This window comes from Vibrio sp. M60_M70, from assembly GCF_037162085.1.
Taxonomy (GTDB): Bacteria; Pseudomonadota; Gammaproteobacteria; order Enterobacterales; family Vibrionaceae; genus Vibrio; species Vibrio diabolicus.
Genome location: NZ_JARLUL010000002.1, coordinates 1,504,389 through 1,521,404, shown reverse-complemented (window position 1 = coordinate 1,521,404; position 17,016 = coordinate 1,504,389). Strand labels below are relative to the sequence as shown.

Genomic DNA, 17,016 nt, shown 5'->3' with positions numbered 1-17,016 from the left:
GATAAGAGGTGAGAATCGGATGCTCATCAAGCTCGCATGGCGAAATCTATGGCGGCAAAAACGGCGGACATTGTTAACCGCTTCTGCGTTAGCTCTTGTTCTGTTTCTCTCCTTACTGACTCGAGCGTTCCAAGAAGGAAGTTACTCCTCAAATATTAAAAACGCTGCGAAGTTCTATACGGGATTAATTCAGCTACAACATCCCGATTTTGGGGACTCCTCTAGCATTGATGATGTCCTTCCTCAAACGCCTGCGTTCATTGCATCTGCCAAAAATAATCCTGATATCGACATCGTTCTGCCGAGAATTGAGTCATTTGCGCTTGCCGCCAAAGACGAACGATCCAAAGGCGTGATGGTGCTCGGCGTTGAGCCTGACGCTGAAGATAGCTACTCCAGCATTAGTGACAAAATCGTACAAGGGCGCTTTATTGCATCTGGACAAAACTCGGTGCTTGTTGGAGAGGGCTTGGCAAAATACCTCCATTTGAACGTTGGTGATGAACTGGTGTTGTATGGTTCGGGTTATCGTGGTCAAACGGCGGCTGGACTGTATCAGGTGTCCGGTATTTTGCACTTTCCTTTGCAGCAGTTAGATTCTCAGTTGGTCTACATGCCTCTTGATACCGCACAAGCGTTGTATTCGCTTGATAACCAAGTCACCGCATGGGTCCTTAACACTCAAAGTTTACGCGTGTTGCCTGACATTGTTAAACAACTAAAGCGCCACTACGGGAATGGCGTCGCAGTAAAAAGCTGGCAGGAGCTGTCGCCAGAACTTTCTCAACAGATAGCCTTGGACAAAGCGGGTGGGATCTTTTTGATCTATATCTTGTACGGCATTGTTGGTTTTGGCCTGTTTGCCACGATTTTGATGATGACGTTAGAGCGCCAGCGTGAATTTGCGGTGATGCTCGCGACGGGTATGTTGCGCAGCAAGCTTATGGGGCTCGTCGCCATTGAATCGATGTTTATCTCCGTTATTGGTCTTGTGCTCGGTGTCTTGATCAGCGCGCCTGTGCTTGCGTATTTCTATATCAATCCGATTGAGATTACTGGCGATGCTGCACAAGTGATGCTGGAGAGTGGCTTTGAACCAATCGTACCTGTTTCGCTAGACCCTTATTTGTTAATGGATCAAATTCTTGTCGTTCTCGTTATTTTATCGTTATGTCTGATGTATCCGATGGCTAGACTTCTTCGCTTGCCCATTGCTAGTGGGCTAAAAGGAGGCGCGCATGTTGATTAAATTGGCGTGGCGTAATTTATGGCGGAACAAGCTCAGAACTTCCATTATGCTGGGAGCGATGGTGTTCGGCTTAATGGGCGTTGTTGCCATGATTGGATTCATGAACGGTTTGGTCGACAGCATGATCAAAAACGCGATTGCGTGGCAAACCAGTCATCTACAAGTGCATCAGAAATCCTACCTTAATAATCCTGACCTTAGTGACACAATAACGAATTATCAAACGATAACGGCCGCTTTGGCTGCACATCAAGATGTTAAAGCGGTATCGGCGCGATTTCTTGCTGATGGCATGATTGCTTCTGCGCGTAGTACGAGAGGCGTTCGGATCAATGGCATCAATATTGAGCAAGAGCAAAGTATCACACCGCTTAAAAGCCATGTGATAGACGGAGAATGGTTAAACGAAGTGGGAAGAAACCCCATTCTTGTTTCGCAAAAAACCGCAAATCGGTTGAAGCTGCGTGTTGGATCGAAAGTGGTTTTAACATTATCTGACATCAAGGGTGATGTATCTGGCGCAGCTTTTCGCGTTCGAGGTATTTTTAAAACGCCATCCACCACGTTTGATGACGGTAATGTCTACGTCCGTAAAGTCGATCTCGAAACAATCGCAGGCTTGTCGGGTGCGCATGAAATTGGCGTTTTGTTGAACTCCAACGAGACTGAACAGCTAGAAAGTGCAGAGGCATTTACGTTATCAATATTGCCACAAGCCAACCGTGAACAATTGATCGTGAGAAAATGGCAAGAAATACAGCCTTTACTCGCAACAATGATGAGCTCAATGGATATCTCTAACCAAATTATGTTGGTCGTTTTCGTACTTGCCATGACTCTCGGAATCATCAACATCATGCTGATGTCAGTTTTTGAAAGAACGAGAGAGTTTGGGGTGTTAATGGCGGTTGGCATGCAGCAGCATAAAATTCGCACACTGATTATTTTGGAAACGCTATTCCTTGGTTTGAGTGGTTGCGCGCTAGGGTTATTAGGAAGCGCAGTCATGTTGAAAATACTGAGTATTACTGGCTTATCGCTTGGCGCACTTGCTGATGGGTTAGGTGCTTATGGCGTCGATACCTTGCTTTATCCAAGAGTGTCGTTTTATGAATATCAATTGATTATTGTGGCTATTTTTGTCGCGAGCGTATTTGCGGCTTTGTATCCAGCAAGGCAAATTCTCAAGCATCGACCTGCGGATGCCATGGCGGAGAAAACGTAATGACGATTAAATTGGAAGGCTTATCCAAGACGTACAACCCAAAGAGTGACTTCCCGGTACATGCGGTTCAGAGCGTAGATTTGGAGATCAAGCAAGGTGAGTTTGTCGCGATTATGGGACCTTCTGGTTCAGGGAAAACGACCCTACTAAACATGTTGGGCGGGATCGATTCTCCTACATCAGGACGCGTGGAAATTGATGGATGCTTAATCTCTGATATGTCAGAAAAAGAGTTGATCGCTTATCGACGCGATAACATTGGCTTTATCTTCCAAGATTATAGTCTGCTCCCCGTACTGACAGCTCTTGAAAACGTCGAGTTTGTTATGCAATTGCAAGGGAAAACAGAAAGGGAATGTCGTGAACGCGCCAGCGCGCTACTGCAACAGGTTGGATTATCACAGCAGATGCATAAACGTCCGAGTAAAATGTCTGGAGGCCAACAACAGAGAGTAGCGGTTGCAAGAGCGTTGGCACCAAAACCAAGGTTTGTAATGGCAGATGAGCCTACCGCCAACTTAGATGCAAAAAGTACAGCCGAGCTGCTTGATATCATGGAACAACTCAGTGAAAAAGAAGGCACGACATTTATCTTTTCTACCCATGATCCTAGAGTTATTAAGCGCGCACATCGAATCATAGTATTTGAGGACGGGCGTTTGGCACGAGATTTTGCCAACATTGATAACACCATAGAGAAGAGCCATGCGTGGTAGAGTAGAAGGCGTAAGCTTACTATCCAAGTTATTGCGGCTTTTTTTTGCGTTAAGTCCTGCGGTAATTTGCATTAAAACTAATGCCAGCATACCGGGTTTGGAGCCTGAAAAAGCATGGGATATCAATGGCTATGTGAAATACATGGCGACCTATAGTATGCCTGACGAGCAGGGTAATACCCTTGACCATCTACTCCATAACCGGATTAACGTTGAATATCGCTTTTCTCCTGAATGGCGAATAAATCTTGGTATCAGGAATAGAGCATTGTGGGGCGATGCGCTTGAGATTCCTCAATATGCGGAACTCGTGGCGCTTGATAATGGGTATTTTGATCTAAGCAAAAACTGGCGAGAAGATAATGTAATCCTCAATACCCAACTGGATCGACTCTACGTCTCTTGGAGTGACCAAGATTGGGGTGCAAGGTTAGGGCGGTTCCGGGTCAACTGGTCAATGAACACCATTTGGAACCCAAACGACATCTACAACGCCTATTCTATTTACGACTTTGATTACGAAGAGCGGGCGGGCACCGACGCTGTCATGGTGAGTAAAAAACTTGGGTTTGCCGACGGGTTAGATCTCGTTTTCTCTCCGTCAAAGCAGTCTAAAGAAAACAGCACGTCACTACGATATTTCTCCAACGTTTCTTGTTGGGACTATCAAATCATTGCGGGTCGATCTCGGCAAGACTATGTTCTTGGAGCAGGGTTCGCGACTGATATCTATCAAGCCGGGTTTCGAGGCGAGTTAAGCTGGTTTGATCCTATTGATACAGAGCATCAAGGTCAGCCTACTGAGGATACGACAGTCGCTAGTTTGGAGTCAGACTACAGTTTTGGTGGTGTGCGTAACTGGATGGTGAGAGGTGCTTGGTTGTTTATTTCTGAACCAAAGCCAGCGAGCAGCGCATTAACTTACCTAAACCTCCCTCTCTCTGCGAAAACCTTGAGCTTCACGGAGCATACTGTTTATGCCGATGCTAGCTTCGACTTAACGGCGCTCAACCGCGTCACCTTATCGGCTAGTTACTATGATGATGGCTCTTACTTTGCTGGATTATCCAGCAGCTATTCACTCAGTGATAATTGGCAACTGCTAACTGTAGTTCAACATTTTAACGGTACGGACGGCAGCTTATTTGGAGAAACACCTGCAACTTTGGTGTTTGCTAATATCCGGTATAGTTACTAGAGACGCCTTTCATTTAGCTGCTATCCCTAAATAATGCAATCAATCACAAATAATGCCTTGTTCTGAAGTTGTTTTTGATACAAGCATTTAACATTTTTATAAACATCGTTATATTTAAGGCTCATCGTTGTCAGGAGTTTATGGATGAACCTTACGATATCAGGGAAGTTGCAGCTCAGTTTTGTGCTGCTAGCCGTACTTTTTATGGCATCAGCGGTATTCACGTATCGCAACGTCACTACTGTAGAGCAATACGCCTCTTCGTTACTTAAATCCGATTTACCGACTGTCGACACCAGTCGCGGTATCCAACAGTCCGTTCAAGCGTCGCTGTCTTCTATTCGAGCCTACATGTTGCTAGGTGGCGATGAAGAAGCGAGCGCACGTCTGAGTGAGGACGTACGCAATATCATGACATCTACAGACGAGTCGCTTCCAACGTTGCAGGCTTTGATCTCTGAACAGGATTTTCAAGCGATTCAAAGCCAGTGGGACGCGGTAAAAGTCTCTTTAAACAAGTTGATTGAGCTCAGCCACAGTGATGAGAACTTACCCGCGCACAACCTCTTTATTAACGAAGCGGCACCCATTGCAGAAGTGGCACTTGATCAGCTTCAAAGCTTAATCAATGAAGAGTCAGGAAACCCATTTGGTGGAGACAGAAAACGTCTGTTTAAAGTCTACGCCGACAGTTATACCTCGCTCGCCAATGCTCTGTCTGCTCTGCGAGATTTCCTGTTGTACGGGCAGCAAGATCATCTGGACAAATACCACGACTTGATTAAGTACCACAATCAGTCTGTGGCGGAAATCGACAGCAAACTCGACAGACTGACTGATAACGACCAATCACTGTGGTCACTGTTTAAAGAAATGCAGCAACTGTACTTTCCTTTAGCAGAGCAGGTAATTGCATTGCGTCAGTCGCCAGAGTGGAACGAATCAAACTTGCTGATGGCGAACGAACTGTTGCCAGCAGCGGATGCCCTAGACCAAAGCTTAGAAACGATCGTATTGGCTCAACAAAGTCGTGCAGATCAAAGTGGACAGGGTATTAATCAGTCGATCAAAAACGTACTCACCACCATGCTGATTGCGGCAGCGTTGGTTTTGTTTGCCGCGGTAGCGATTTCAAAATACATGGGCAATATCATTGGTCGCCGAGTGAAAAACTTATCGGAGCGAGCCAAGACGATCGCTTCAGGGGACGTTTCTCAGCCTCCGCTCACCGTTGTTGGGAAAGATGAATTGGCAGACCTTACCGATTCGATTAACCGCATGAACCAATCGTTAGCGAGCATCGTGGCAGGGGTAAGTGAGAAAGCGCACCAAGTGGATACCAGCATGGGTGCTTTGTTGGAATCGGCGCAAGTCACCTCATCGAATGTTGAACAGCAACAGACCAGCATTGTTGAAATGGGAAGCCAATTGGATGAAATCGCTTTAGCGGCACGTAACACCCTAGATCAAGCCAACCAATCGGTGCAGAAGCTTGCTGATTCAAAAGGCGAGATTGAACAAGGTCGCGATGCGCTAGAGCAAAACAAAGTCACTATGGAAAGCTTACATGGCAGCATTGAAACCGCGAGTACGCAAGTGACGCAGTTAAGCAAAGAGAGCGAAGCCATTGGTCGAGTGACTGAAGTGATTGAAGGCTTGGCAGAGCAAACTAACTTACTGGCATTGAATGCCGCGATAGAAGCGGCGCGTGCGGGCGACCAAGGACGAGGCTTTGCGGTTGTGGCGGACGAAGTGCGTATGTTGGCGACGCGCACTACTCAGTCGACGACAGAAATCAACGGCATCATCAATGCGATTCAACGCTCGACTAATTCGGTAGTTGAGGAAATTGAACACAGCCAATCACTTGCGGAGCAAGGCGCGGAGCACATTGAAAAAGCGGTAACTCGTTTGCTTGTTACTACTGAGCAAATTGGTTCATTGAATGAACAAATGGCAGAGCTTGCGGCAGCGGCAGAGCAGCAATCTCATGCGACCAATTCGATCACTGGATTAATGTCCGATATTACTCAATCAGTGGATGAGGTTTCGAATAACAGCCAACGTGCATCAGAGACATCATTGCAAGTAAAAGAGCAAGTTACCGAGCTGAATCAACAGATGGCAACTTTCAAAACGGCGTAGATAAGGTTTACATTTGTTCATCGACTTTTGAACGTTAACCAAATAGTAAAAAAAGCCCCAATCCTTTTTACACAAAAAGGGTTGGGGCTTTTTGTTGGATGATACGCCGATATTCGTCTACTTGCTCATTGGATTTAGCTATTTAGATCATAGCTAAAACCAAATTCTCTTCACCGAGGTGGAGTCGTAATATGACTCCATCGGCAGCAAATACTGCAAAAGAATTTTTAAATTTTATACCAATCCCGGTAAGAGAATCGTTCGTTACTATGATTGGTATCATCCTTCTAGGAGTAAGATTATGAACAAACAAGTAAGCCTAATTGGTCTAGACAGCGAACAATCAGCACAACTAGCTCAACAGCTAAATCAACTACTAGCGCATTACCAAGTGTTGTACATGAACTCACGCGGTTACCACTGGAACATCAAAGGTCAGCAATTCTTCGAACTGCACGTAAAATTTGAAGAGATCTATACGGATCTACAAACCAAAATCGATGAGCTTGCAGAGCGTATTCTTACCTTGGGTCATACACCAGCGCACGCATTCAGCCACTACTTGGAAGCAAGTGAAATTAAAGAACATCAAAACGCGACTTCTGGTAAGGAGTGTGTACAAGGTCTGGTTCAAGGCTTTAGCGTTCTACTTCTAAAACAGCGTGAGATTCTACAAAACGCGGGTGAAGCAGGCGACGAAGGTACCGCGGCATTGATGGGTGACTACATCCGTGAGCAAGAAAAATTAATGTGGATGCTTAACGCTTACCTACAAGGCTAAGCGACGCATCACCCGAGCACTCACTTGGGGGCGCATAAATAAATCGGGAATAAGTCAAAGGAGCACGCGAGTGCTCCTTTTGTTTATGAAAGTGCCTAGTTAGTCGTGAATGTGCTTAAAAGACTGAAAATGTTCGAGTAAATCGGTCAGTTCTGTTACAGCAAGAGAGGCGGAGTCGTGGAATTGTGCAGTCGTATTGTGGTGAACAAGACAGGATGGCATTTGGGCGTTGTATGCGGCTTGTAGGTCATAAAGGAAATCGCCCACATAAAGTACTTCATCTGGCATTAATCGCCACTCTTTGGCTAGGACTTGGAGCGATAAAGGATCAGGTTTTGCTGGGTAGCATTCACGAGTGAGGACATGTTCAACATCAATTCGGTTATGTTCCAACTTACGCTGCGTGCCGATCAAACAGTTGCGCGTTACTATCGCGGTTTTAACTTTATGCTGATGTAAGTATGCCAAAAGCTCGTGGCAACCCAGCATCGGAGATGATTGCTCAGCATCAGAAATTTCATGATCAAAGATAACATTATGGGCATGCTCTCTCTGATGTGGATGGTCAAGCTTATCAACAAAATCCAATAAATCTTCGTTTTGTGGACAGCCTAGTTGCTGACGAAGATCTTTAAAGTTCATATCGGAGCTGACGAGTGTATTGTCTAAGTCGAAAATAACGGCTTTGACTCTTTCAAGTTTTAATGGAAAAGGAACCATGATGACCTCGTACGACTTAAACCAAGCTATCTTTCTAAAAACAAAAGGTTATTGTTAATTTTAGATTCAAACGTTTTCCTTGTACGAAAATAAATCACTGATACGTCACAAATTAAATAGTCTCAATAATGTTGGTGTTTGATTACTTCTCTTCAAGACGGAAAATTTTGCCTGTATCTGTTGAAAAATAGACATAGCCATCCGGACTGACGGTGATATCTCTTACTCGCTCGCCAAGATTCTCCATCAATCTTTTTGATTCGGTGAGCTTGCCATTCTCAATAGAAACCACGTTGATGTGCGCCAGCTTCAAGGCACCGGCGAGGATTTTTCCATCCAACTCTGGGTACTTATCACCACGATACACCACCATATTGCTTGGCGCGATAGACGGAATATAAACCAACTTTGGGTCTTCCATATTCGGTAAGCTTTTCGCTTCTCCAACGTCTAACGGTCCCCAATACTCTTTACCCTGAGAGACCTTTGCCCAGCCGTAGTTTGCACCTTTCCTAATCAGGTTGATTTCATCACCACCACGAGGGCCATGCTCAATCGACCACAGCTGTTTCGTTGCTTCGTCGTAAAACATGCCTTGTGGGTTACGGTGCCCGTAACTCCATATTTCAGGGCGAGCCTCAGAAGTCTTGAATGGATTATCTTGTGGTACCGAGCCATCAAGGTTGAGGCGAAGAATAGTGCCTGCATGGGTTTGAGTGTCTTGCCCATTATCACGTGCGCCACGGTCCCCAATTGAGAAGTAAACCTTGTCATCGACAAACGCAATACGGCTGCCGTAATGACGACTGGTGTCCGTGATGGCGTCGGCGACAAAGACGTCTTTCCAATCCACAAGTTGATTGTTTTTCAATTGTGCGGTCGCTAAGGCCACAGTATTTCCTTTATCGGTACGTTTGCTGTAAGTAAAGAAAAGTTGTGGATTTTGTGGAGCGGTATTCGGCACTAGAGCTACATCTAATAAACCAGCTTGCCCACTGGTGTTCACATTCGGTACTTTGAAGAGGGTTTGCTGTTTTCCCGACGCAATATTAAGTAATGAAACGGTGCCGTTTTTTTCATTCACGATCATTTGGTGCTTATCGAGAAATTCAATTCCCCATGGGATTTGAAACCCATTGGCAACCTCATTGGCACGATAGTCCGCAGCATCGATAGAAAAAGCTAGGCAAGCGAGTAGGGTCGCAGTGATAGTTCTCATGGTTCCTTCCAATATGAATCCAAGATACTTAAAAGCTAACACTAAAAGAGGACGTTTGGCAGGGTATGCGAATATAAAAAATCCCCAATACGAGATCGGGGATTGAATTAAGACTAGAGAATTGTTTACTTAGCGAGCCTACATCGCTTCTTCGAAGATCTTAGAGATCTCTTCGTGCGTTGCTTGTTTCGGGTTAGTGAAACCACAAGCGTCTTTTAGCGCGTTGTCCGCTAAGGTTGGGATATCTTCTAGCTTCGCACCAAGCTCTTTAATGCCTGATGGGATGCCGACATCTTTAGCAAGCTCAACGATAGCATCAATGGCCGCCGCAGCACCTTGCTCTGCTGACATACCTTCAACATCAACACCCATTGCTTTAGCAACGTCACGTAAACGCTCTGGACATACTTGCGCATTGTAACGTTGTACGTGAGGTAGAAGAATCGCGTTACATACACCGTGTGGCAGGTCGTAGAAGCCGCCTAGTTGGTGCGCCATTGCGTGAACGTAACCAAGAGATGCGTTGTTGAATGCCATACCTGCCATGAACTGTGCGTATGCCATTTGCTCGCGAGCTTCAAGGTTTTCACCGTTTTTCACTGCTGTGCGAAGGTGAGCTTGAATCAGTTCAATTGCTTTGATTGCTACCGCGTCAGTGATTGGTGTCGCAGCGATAGATACGTAAGCTTCAATCGCGTGTGTTAGCGCATCCATACCTGTTGCGGCAGTAAGAGACGCAGGTTTAGCAAGCATCAATTCAGGATCATTCACTGACATCAATGGTGTTGTGTGTTTGTCCACAATCGCCATCTTAATGTGGCGCTCTTCATCTGTGATGATGCAGAAACGCGTCATTTCAGAAGCAGTACCAGCCGTTGTGTTGATTGATACGAGAGGCAGCATTGGTTTTGCGGATTGGTCAACGCCTTCGTAATCGCCGATCTTGCCGCCGTTTGACGCCACTAAAGCGATACCTTTTGCACAATCGTGCGGTGAGCCGCCTCCGAGTGAGATAACGAAGTCACATTCGTTTTCTTTTAGTAAAGCTAAGCCATCATTAACGTTGGTGATAGTAGGGTTTGGTTGAGTGCCATCGTACACAACGGTTGCTACGTCGCGTTCAGTGAGAAGGTCTTGAACTTGTTTGACTACACCGATTTGGTTAAGGATCTTATCCGTAACGATCAAACCTTTTTTAAAGCCTTGAGATTGGATGCTGTCTGCTGCGTCTTTTAAACAACCAGCGCCCATTAGGTTTACCGTAGGGATAAAAAATGCACTTGTCATATTGGATAGCTCCGTCGTTATTTTTAATAATCTTTCTTAATTTGCCATTTACTGTCGCACACTCGTTTCCAGATTGAAGTTGATCTGAAGCAAGTTTACCTATTTAGAGGTATTTGAAAGAGAAAAACTGTGACAGTGATCTTGTTGCACAGCGTATAGGTGCAACACAGATATAAAGTAGAACAAATATGAAACCAGTGACGCAATCGATTGGCGAAAATTGATATCTAATACGGATATATCTCTAAATTAGACTAAAGTATAAAAAATCCCCATTAATAACTTAACTATCAATGGGGATGGGAGGTAGGTTTATAAGTTATCTATCAATAATTAGGCAATATCAATCAGCTTTGATACTAACTTTTCGATACCTGATGCCGCTTGAGAGATATTCTCTGCCAACATATAAGCTGGGGTTGATAGAACGAGGTGTGTTTCATCAAAAACGATATCCTCGACAGAGCAAGTGATGTGCTCACCGCCCATTTGATTAAATGCTATCGAGATCGCTTCATCGTTGCCTACGGTGCCTTTCACGCCTTGATCATAAATCATCGGAATAATGACAGGTGAAATACACAGATAACCTGCTGGCTTTTTCGCATGAGCGAATGCGCGACATGCTTGAGCTACGTGTGTATTAATCGAGCACTCAGCCCCTGATACTGCGAAGTCAGTGAGATTTTTAGCGGCACCAAAACCGCCAGGTAAGAGTAGGGCATCAAACTCATCTGGATTCAATCTTGCAACATCATCAATATTGCCACGTGCAAGGCGTGCAGATTCCACCAACACATTTCGTGTTTCGTCCATCTCTTCGCCAGTTAGATGATTAATCACGTGTAATTGATCGATGTTAGGAGCAAAGCAATGCCATGATGCACCTTCTTTTTCAATGGCATGGAGTGCTAATACGGCTTCATGTAGTTCTGTGCCATCGTAAACACCTGAACCACTGAAGATAACTGCGACTTTTTTCATTTGAGAATTCCTTTAGTCTGAGGTTTCCGTTTGTTGCTCTGTTTCTTTTAGATGTTGAGTGCTCGAATCAGTTTCGGCGATTTCGCTATCGTCGTCTTCTTCATCATAGTAGCGCACAACAAAAGGTGTAAGCATAACACTCGAGGGCAGAAAATGTTTCATATCGACTCCAACTGCGTAATGGAGTGATTTTTATACTGATTTTTATAAAACAGTACGTTGAACCTGATCATTTTTGAGTTAAGCTGATGTTTCCTTTGGCATTCGTGAGTGGTAGGTCACATGAAATCAGTGCAATTTCGTTTCACACTTTATGGTTGTATTGCCATCCTCTCTTGGAGTTGTTTACTTGGCATTGCCAGGTTGGTAACCGAGAGCCTAGGTCCCGTGGGCGGGGCGGCCATGTTGTACTCTCTCAGTTCTATTTTCCTTCTTATCGTAGTTGGCATTCCGAAGTTATCGTACTTTTCTCCAAAGTATCTCGTGCTTGGTGGCGCGATGTTCGTTTGTTATGAAATATTTCTCGCTTTATCTCTGGGATATTCCAACTCGCGTGCGCAGGCTATTGAGGTGTCGATTGTCAATTACCTTTGGCCAGCACTCACCGTTTTGTTTGCGGTTTTAGGCAGTAACAAAAAAACAAACTGGCTGCTTTATCCAGCGGTTGCGCTGGCGTTTATCGGAGTCGCGTGGACGGTGAGTGGTGAAAATGGCTTATCCGTTACTCAGATTATGTCCAATGTCAGTAGTAACCCTTTGGTTTACTTTATGGCTTTCGCAGGAGCAGTTATATGGGCTTTTTATTGTAATTTAACCCAGAGGCAGCAATCCAAACATAACGCGATTACGTTGTTTTTCATTGCTACTGCTGTTTCGTTATGGGTGAAATATGCGTTTGCTGATGAGCCAGAGATGACTTTTTCATGGGAAGCAATGGGCTACCTTTTGGCTTCTGCGGCGTTGATGGCTGGTGGTTATGGTTTGTGGAACATCGCGATTGTTGGCGGAAACATGGTCTTTCTCGCGACACTTTCTTACTTTACGCCCATTTTCTCTGCGCTATTTTCTTCCATTATTCTTGGTGTGACGTTGAGCCCGAGCTTTTGGCAGGGGGTTGTGATGGTTACGGTGGGCTCTTTGCTTTGCTGGGTTGTCACCAAGGAGAAGCGTGAAGCTGCAGGTTAAACCAAAATTATCTGAGTGATTAATGCTCTTACTGCTCTTGAAGGCTTTGATAGATGCCTCCCGGCTGGACTGATTGAACCTTCATGTTGTTATCGGACGGGCATCCAGCCATTTTCCTAAAGTAAGCATCAGTTACCAAGGTGAGATAGGTGTCTTAGGGTCAGTCGCATCTGCAACTGAAAACGCGCCGGCCGTTCTGAGGTGTAACTGATTTATGATGTTAGGTTAGCAAAAAATTAGGCACAAAAAATCCACCGCTCTGGTGGTTTAATATTGCTAACTATTACCACGGTTATCAAACCCATACTTAATTGGATCTAACTTTTCGATTAGCTCTACAACTTTAATGAAATCAGTGGGTTTTGCTGGTGGAGTGCTAACTCCCGCTATCTTTTTTGCTCATGCCGTGAAACTTTTTGAAAATGTTTCATACAGCCAGTATTGCCTACGAGAAGCGGGAGTCAGTTTTTATTATTGTTAGCGTTGTTTCGGACGGGTGGCATTCCTACAACGGCCAACTGACGGAGCGGGATTTTTCACAATTTCAGCTTTTAAAACAGTGATTCAGTTCAAGGTTTTTTCACCTCATTGAATCCCGATTATCAAAAAATAATACCGACTTACTCCCCTTAAAACGCAACTAAAATTGCTATTCCCGAAGGTCATTATTTTCTATTGCAACCAATTGCAAATAGTGACGAACTGCAAGGATTGGATATGCAATTGTGTGGACAATCGCAGTCCTTAAAGTTTTGATGCAACAACGCAAGAGGTGGATATGTTTGGCTTCTTCAAAAGAAAAGCTTTAAAGAACATAGCGACGAATCTATATCAAGAATTGGTACGTGGACGCATACATGAGGGAACGCATTACGGACTCAGCGCAGATGATATATCAGAAAAGACAGGACTCAACACGTTCTCATCGCGCAGCCTCATTCATCGGCTTGTCGCAAGCGGATTGGTCGAAGAATACGATTTTTTGGATGTGGTTTGCTATCGAGCTGTTAATGTCCCGATTTATTTAGACGAAACATCTTCTCCAAACAGCATTTTCCAATACGTTAAGCGCGCAATTGCCCGAGTAGACTTCAAAGGTCTAACTTAATACGAATACTAGATAAGGTTATATATGCTTGGCTTATTAGACACAAAGACTTTGAAGAACGCGACGATCGCTCTATATCACGAATTGGTTCGTGGCCGGATATACGAGGGTAAGCACTTTGGGCTCAATGCAGATGATATTTCCAAGAAAATAGGGTTAAATACTCACTCAGCAACGGCTCTCATTCATCGGCTTATCGATAACGAGTTGGTTGAAAAGTATGGGTTTAAGAATGATGTAAGTTATCGAGCTGCCAACATTCCAATCCACCTAGAACAAGTTTCGGCTCCAATCCAAATTTTCCAATACGTAAATCGCGTAATTGGCCGAGTAGACTTCAAAGGTATAGTTTAATCCAGATATGAAAAAACCGTCGTAATTGGCGGTTTTTTCATTTTAGTAAAGACTAAACATTCAATTTAGGTGCTTTTGGGTTTTTTCTTTCGTGTTCTAACAGTTTGCGACGTTTAAATGGAGTTGCAGTTTGAATCTGTGCTTCGACAGACGTTTCGTTAACTGAGTGCGAGTTTGTTCCAACTTATCCAATGCAATGGTGTCGTCATCGACGTGCAAATCGATGTTAATGCGAAGCTCTTGGCCCACTTTAGTGATACCTGCTAACTTTAGCTGGTGGTCAGATGTTTTTTCTATCTCTAGTACATCATTGCCAACGACCTGACATAGCTCTTTGCTTGGTGTCATCATTAGTAGCTCACGTAGTGCACCAACCAACATATCAAAAGGAACTTTCAGAAAGTAGAAGCCCATTAGCACCATCATCATAGGATCGGCATAAACCGCATATTCAGCGAATGGCGTTAGTGATACAGCCCAAGCTGCAACAAATCCTACCGTCACTGCCACACTTAATAGCGTATCCATCTGCCACTGTTTTTTCTCTGCTTCAATCAAGCCTGATGAGAAGCGACGGCTGCGTTTAGCCATAAACCACCAAGCGTAACCACAACCGATGACGTTTACGATGCCGAATAGAGTGGCAATAGAAGCATCGACCTCACGGCCTCCGGACATCAATGCTGAAATTGCAGAGTAAAGAGAAAAGCTTACAACCACTAAAATAACAGCCGCTTTTATCGCAATAACGATTGGCTCTAAGACCGCTTTTCCAAATGGGAATACAGATTTTGAGGGCTTGTTAATATAGTAGGAAGCGGCCAGTGACAATAAAGTTAACAGTAAGCTGACCAAAGAGTAAACACCGTCAAAAACGATGACAATTGATCCTACAAGCAAGCCAAGTACCATACCACCAGCAGCGAACCCAGATGCTAAAAGGGCTGAAATGGTTAGAATACGGTTTTCGTTTTTGCTTGTCCTGTCACACATAAAAGATGCCTTTAAATTTTAATACCTTACTATTCTTCTCGCATAAGGTAATTTAGGCAACCACTAAGTGAGCAGGTTCTAATCTAAAAAGTTGCGTTTTTGTTTTTACTCTTATAAAACAATGACTTGCTGTATGATCTTGGTGCCAATAAAATTGGCGCTCACTGATAAAATGTTTAGAAGTCAAATAAATACTCGCTCAATTTATCCGCTAACCATGTCATTGCTGGGTGCTCAGTTTGACCGTTAGGTGAAAACATACAGTAGTCTTCTTGTGTCAATCCGTATGTATGCTTGATAACGGCGAGCTTTTGCTGGCGAAGGTAATGGCGGATTAATGGTTCTGGCAGTACACCCCAAGCATCTTCTTCTAAGATGGTGTTAAGCATGTAGTCAAAACTTGAAAAGCCAATATATCGAGTCGAGAAAGGCTGCAGTTCAGGGTTGTCTTTCTCATTTAGGTACACCATCAACGCTTGCATCTGACTGCGTAGATCTTCGTCTGAGACTCGGCGCATCTTACTTAGGCGATGTTCTGCACTGCATACTGACATCATACGTATCTTGCCTAGCGGGTTATACACGATACGAGGATCGTCGACGCGCTCATAATCAACACCAAAGGCAAAATCCACTTGGTGGGTACTGACTAAGTTGGCCAAGTCGCCACTGGATGCCAGGATTAAGTTGAAGGTTGTGGAAGGGAAGCGGTTATTCAATGTATGAGAAAGCTCTTGCCAGAGATCATCAGGTAAGGAGTCGTCACGTGCTACCCAAACTTCCGCGTTAAAACCTTCAGAGATTTGAGCACAGGTTTTTCTTATCCGCTGTGCGATGATAAGTAGGTGTTCGCAATCTTTGTAAATGGCTTTCCCAGCTTCAGAGAGGGTGAGCTGGTTGCCAGTTCGGGTAAACAACTCAACGTTGAGATCTTTCTCCAAAGCCTTAATCGACATACTGAGTTTGGTGCGATTACAATCGAGTTGCCTTGCTGCTTCAGAAACAGAACCACACTCAGCGATGGTGCAGAAGGCTTCTACTTGAGTTAAGTTCATGATTTGACACAACCAATAAATGAATTCAAATAATTTGGGTATTATGCAGATATGCTCCCAAAGCCGTGAAAGATTATCGAAAAAAACGCGAATCCGCCAGATAAGTCTATGGTCTTTTAACGGTTTTGCGGTAATCTATGTGGGTTACAAAAAGTGAACATGGAGGCCACGATGGCACAAGATTGGGACGGCTTAGCAAAAAACTGGGAATCAAATCCAGCAACAGAGCAATTTGCGCAGTCGGTGTTTGAGCAGTTACAACAGCTAACTCAGCTTGATGGCATTAAAGTACTAGATTTTGGATGCGGAACAGGGCAGTTAAGTCAACGATTGTCACCGATGGTTAAAGACATCGTAGCATTAGACGCATCGGAAGCCATGATTGAAGAACTCGATAAAAAAGAGCTTGCCAATGTAGAACCTGTCGTAGATGCATTGTCTCGCGGCTTGGTCGCTCAGCATCCAGCGTTTCGTGGACAGTTTGACCTAGTAGTTGCATCGTCAGTTTTAGCGTTTGTGGAAGACTTAGACGCGTCATTAAAAATCTCGCATTCTTTACTTAACCACGGCGGTTACTTTGTTCATTTTGATTGGATTGCAGAATCTGAACAAGACGGTTTTACCCTTGCGAAGTCTAAACGTGCTTTGAAAGATGCAGGTTTTACTGAAGTGGAATCACAACACGTTTTTGACATTACATCTGACGGTAAAACGATGTCGGTATTAATGGGGCTTGGTCGCCGTTAAGACTGAATAAAGAACACCACATGATAAAAGCGAGCTACCTAGCTCGCTTT

The 17,016-nt window shown here is 44.4% G+C and carries 17 protein-coding genes; 10 read left to right on the top strand and 7 right to left on the bottom strand.

Annotated elements, in window-relative coordinates; genetic code table 11:
* Nucleotides 1-19 precede the first annotated feature (19 nt).
* From P4S59_RS22420 to P4S59_RS22395, 6 genes are all read left to right on the top strand, one after another.
* On the top strand, nucleotides 20-1,249 hold the full coding sequence (locus tag P4S59_RS22420) for an ABC transporter permease (protein WP_337169087.1): 1,230 nt from the start codon (nucleotides 20-22) through the stop codon (nucleotides 1,247-1,249).
* Nucleotides 1,239-2,474 (top strand): ABC transporter permease, encoded by a 1,236-nt coding sequence (locus tag P4S59_RS22415; RefSeq protein ID WP_337169086.1) that lies wholly within the window; start codon nucleotides 1,239-1,241, stop codon nucleotides 2,472-2,474. Before P4S59_RS22420 ends, P4S59_RS22415 begins: the two co-directional genes overlap by 11 nt.
* A complete protein-coding gene (locus P4S59_RS22410; RefSeq protein ID WP_005391145.1) occupies nucleotides 2,474-3,190 on the top strand; it encodes an ABC transporter ATP-binding protein in 717 nt (238 codons plus the stop codon). Before P4S59_RS22415 ends, P4S59_RS22410 begins: the two co-directional genes overlap by 1 nt.
* Nucleotides 3,180-4,388 carry a hypothetical protein gene (locus P4S59_RS22405; RefSeq protein WP_337169085.1) on the top strand — a complete coding sequence of 403 codons (1,209 nt, stop codon included), beginning with the start codon at nucleotides 3,180-3,182 and terminating at the stop codon, nucleotides 4,386-4,388. Before P4S59_RS22410 ends, P4S59_RS22405 begins: the two co-directional genes overlap by 11 nt.
* Nucleotides 4,389-4,532: 144 nt before the next feature.
* Complete coding sequence (locus P4S59_RS22400) at nucleotides 4,533-6,533, top strand: HAMP domain-containing methyl-accepting chemotaxis protein (protein WP_337169084.1); 2,001 nt, start codon at nucleotides 4,533-4,535, stop codon at nucleotides 6,531-6,533.
* A 301-nt stretch (nucleotides 6,534-6,834) separates the two neighbouring features.
* Nucleotides 6,835-7,314 (top strand): Dps family protein, encoded by a 480-nt coding sequence (locus P4S59_RS22395; protein WP_048625240.1) that lies wholly within the window; start codon nucleotides 6,835-6,837, stop codon nucleotides 7,312-7,314.
* A 99-nt stretch (nucleotides 7,315-7,413) separates the two neighbouring features.
* Here the strand turns inward: P4S59_RS22395 and P4S59_RS22390 are convergent, their stop codons facing one another.
* The 5 genes from P4S59_RS22390 to P4S59_RS22370 all read right to left on the bottom strand — a co-directional run bounded on the left by P4S59_RS22390 (nucleotide 7,414) and on the right by P4S59_RS22370 (nucleotide 11,686).
* Entirely contained in the window at nucleotides 7,414-8,034 is a 621-nt protein-coding gene (locus P4S59_RS22390) for an HAD family hydrolase (RefSeq protein WP_337169083.1), read from the bottom strand.
* Nucleotides 8,035-8,176: 142 nt separating this feature from the next.
* Nucleotides 8,177-9,253 carry a PQQ-dependent sugar dehydrogenase gene (locus P4S59_RS22385; RefSeq protein WP_337169082.1) on the bottom strand — a complete coding sequence of 359 codons (1,077 nt, stop codon included), beginning with the start codon at nucleotides 9,251-9,253 and terminating at the stop codon, nucleotides 8,177-8,179.
* Nucleotides 9,254-9,391: 138 nt separating this feature from the next.
* Complete coding sequence (gene yiaY, locus P4S59_RS22380) at nucleotides 9,392-10,540, bottom strand: L-threonine dehydrogenase (protein WP_005391135.1); 1,149 nt, start codon at nucleotides 10,538-10,540, stop codon at nucleotides 9,392-9,394.
* 333 nt (nucleotides 10,541-10,873) lie between these two features.
* A complete protein-coding gene (elbB, locus tag P4S59_RS22375) occupies nucleotides 10,874-11,524 on the bottom strand; it encodes an isoprenoid biosynthesis glyoxalase ElbB (RefSeq protein WP_046873691.1) in 651 nt (216 codons plus the stop codon).
* Nucleotides 11,525-11,536: 12 nt separating this feature from the next.
* Complete coding sequence (locus P4S59_RS22370) at nucleotides 11,537-11,686, bottom strand: hypothetical protein (RefSeq protein ID WP_006742043.1); 150 nt, start codon at nucleotides 11,684-11,686, stop codon at nucleotides 11,537-11,539.
* A gap of 120 nt (nucleotides 11,687-11,806) precedes the next feature.
* Between P4S59_RS22370 and yddG the strand changes: the two genes are divergently transcribed.
* From yddG to P4S59_RS22355, 3 genes are all read left to right on the top strand, one after another.
* Nucleotides 11,807-12,709: an aromatic amino acid DMT transporter YddG gene (yddG, locus tag P4S59_RS22365; protein WP_065646932.1), complete on the top strand. Its 903-nt coding sequence runs from the start codon at nucleotides 11,807-11,809 to the stop codon at nucleotides 12,707-12,709.
* A 778-nt stretch (nucleotides 12,710-13,487) separates the two neighbouring features.
* The gene (locus P4S59_RS22360) at nucleotides 13,488-13,817 is read left to right on the top strand and encodes a hypothetical protein (RefSeq protein ID WP_152813944.1); all 330 of its coding nucleotides are present in this window, start codon (nucleotides 13,488-13,490) and stop codon (nucleotides 13,815-13,817) included.
* 24 nt (nucleotides 13,818-13,841) lie between these two features.
* Nucleotides 13,842-14,171 (top strand): hypothetical protein, encoded by a 330-nt coding sequence (locus tag P4S59_RS22355; RefSeq protein WP_152813942.1) that lies wholly within the window; start codon nucleotides 13,842-13,844, stop codon nucleotides 14,169-14,171.
* A gap of 96 nt (nucleotides 14,172-14,267) precedes the next feature.
* Here P4S59_RS22355 and P4S59_RS22350 read toward each other — a convergent pair whose 3' ends face one another.
* Together P4S59_RS22350 and P4S59_RS22345 are read right to left on the bottom strand one after the other, a co-directional pair.
* Nucleotides 14,268-15,164, bottom strand: a complete 897-nt coding sequence (locus P4S59_RS22350) for a cation diffusion facilitator family transporter (protein ID WP_046873689.1) — start codon at nucleotides 15,162-15,164, stop codon at nucleotides 14,268-14,270.
* A gap of 176 nt (nucleotides 15,165-15,340) precedes the next feature.
* Nucleotides 15,341-16,219, bottom strand: a complete 879-nt coding sequence (locus tag P4S59_RS22345; RefSeq protein ID WP_006742040.1) for a LysR family transcriptional regulator — start codon at nucleotides 16,217-16,219, stop codon at nucleotides 15,341-15,343.
* 171 nt (nucleotides 16,220-16,390) lie between these two features.
* Here P4S59_RS22345 and P4S59_RS22340 point away from each other — a divergent pair, with 171 nt between their 5' ends.
* Entirely contained in the window at nucleotides 16,391-16,966 is a 576-nt protein-coding gene (locus P4S59_RS22340) for a class I SAM-dependent DNA methyltransferase (protein WP_006742039.1), read from the top strand.
* Nucleotides 16,967-17,016 lie beyond the last annotated feature (50 nt).

Bases quoted from the DNA above. Each gene is read 5' to 3' on its own strand.
- P4S59_RS22420 (WP_337169087.1), top strand. From the start codon at position 20: ATGCTCATCAAGCTCGCATGGCGAAATCTATGGCGGCAAAAACGGCGG.
- P4S59_RS22415 (WP_337169086.1), top strand. From the start codon at position 1,239: ATGTTGATTAAATTGGCGTGGCGTAATTTATGGCGGAACAAGCTCAGA.
- P4S59_RS22410 (WP_005391145.1), top strand. From the start codon at position 2,474: ATGACGATTAAATTGGAAGGCTTATCCAAGACGTACAACCCAAAGAGT.
- P4S59_RS22405 (WP_337169085.1), top strand. From the start codon at position 3,180: ATGCGTGGTAGAGTAGAAGGCGTAAGCTTACTATCCAAGTTATTGCGG.
- P4S59_RS22400 (WP_337169084.1), top strand. From the start codon at position 4,533: ATGAACCTTACGATATCAGGGAAGTTGCAGCTCAGTTTTGTGCTGCTA.
- P4S59_RS22395 (WP_048625240.1), top strand. From the start codon at position 6,835: ATGAACAAACAAGTAAGCCTAATTGGTCTAGACAGCGAACAATCAGCA.
- P4S59_RS22390 (WP_337169083.1), bottom strand. From the start codon at position 8,034: ATGGTTCCTTTTCCATTAAAACTTGAAAGAGTCAAAGCCGTTATTTTC.
- P4S59_RS22385 (WP_337169082.1), bottom strand. From the start codon at position 9,253: ATGAGAACTATCACTGCGACCCTACTCGCTTGCCTAGCTTTTTCTATC.
- yiaY (WP_005391135.1), bottom strand. From the start codon at position 10,540: ATGACAAGTGCATTTTTTATCCCTACGGTAAACCTAATGGGCGCTGGT.
- elbB (WP_046873691.1), bottom strand. From the start codon at position 11,524: ATGAAAAAAGTCGCAGTTATCTTCAGTGGTTCAGGTGTTTACGATGGC.
- P4S59_RS22370 (WP_006742043.1), bottom strand. From the start codon at position 11,686: ATGAAACATTTTCTGCCCTCGAGTGTTATGCTTACACCTTTTGTTGTG.
- yddG (WP_065646932.1), top strand. From the start codon at position 11,807: ATGAAATCAGTGCAATTTCGTTTCACACTTTATGGTTGTATTGCCATC.
- P4S59_RS22360 (WP_152813944.1), top strand. From the start codon at position 13,488: ATGTTTGGCTTCTTCAAAAGAAAAGCTTTAAAGAACATAGCGACGAAT.
- P4S59_RS22355 (WP_152813942.1), top strand. From the start codon at position 13,842: ATGCTTGGCTTATTAGACACAAAGACTTTGAAGAACGCGACGATCGCT.
- P4S59_RS22350 (WP_046873689.1), bottom strand. From the start codon at position 15,164: ATGTGTGACAGGACAAGCAAAAACGAAAACCGTATTCTAACCATTTCA.
- P4S59_RS22345 (WP_006742040.1), bottom strand. From the start codon at position 16,219: ATGAACTTAACTCAAGTAGAAGCCTTCTGCACCATCGCTGAGTGTGGT.
- P4S59_RS22340 (WP_006742039.1), top strand. From the start codon at position 16,391: ATGGCACAAGATTGGGACGGCTTAGCAAAAAACTGGGAATCAAATCCA.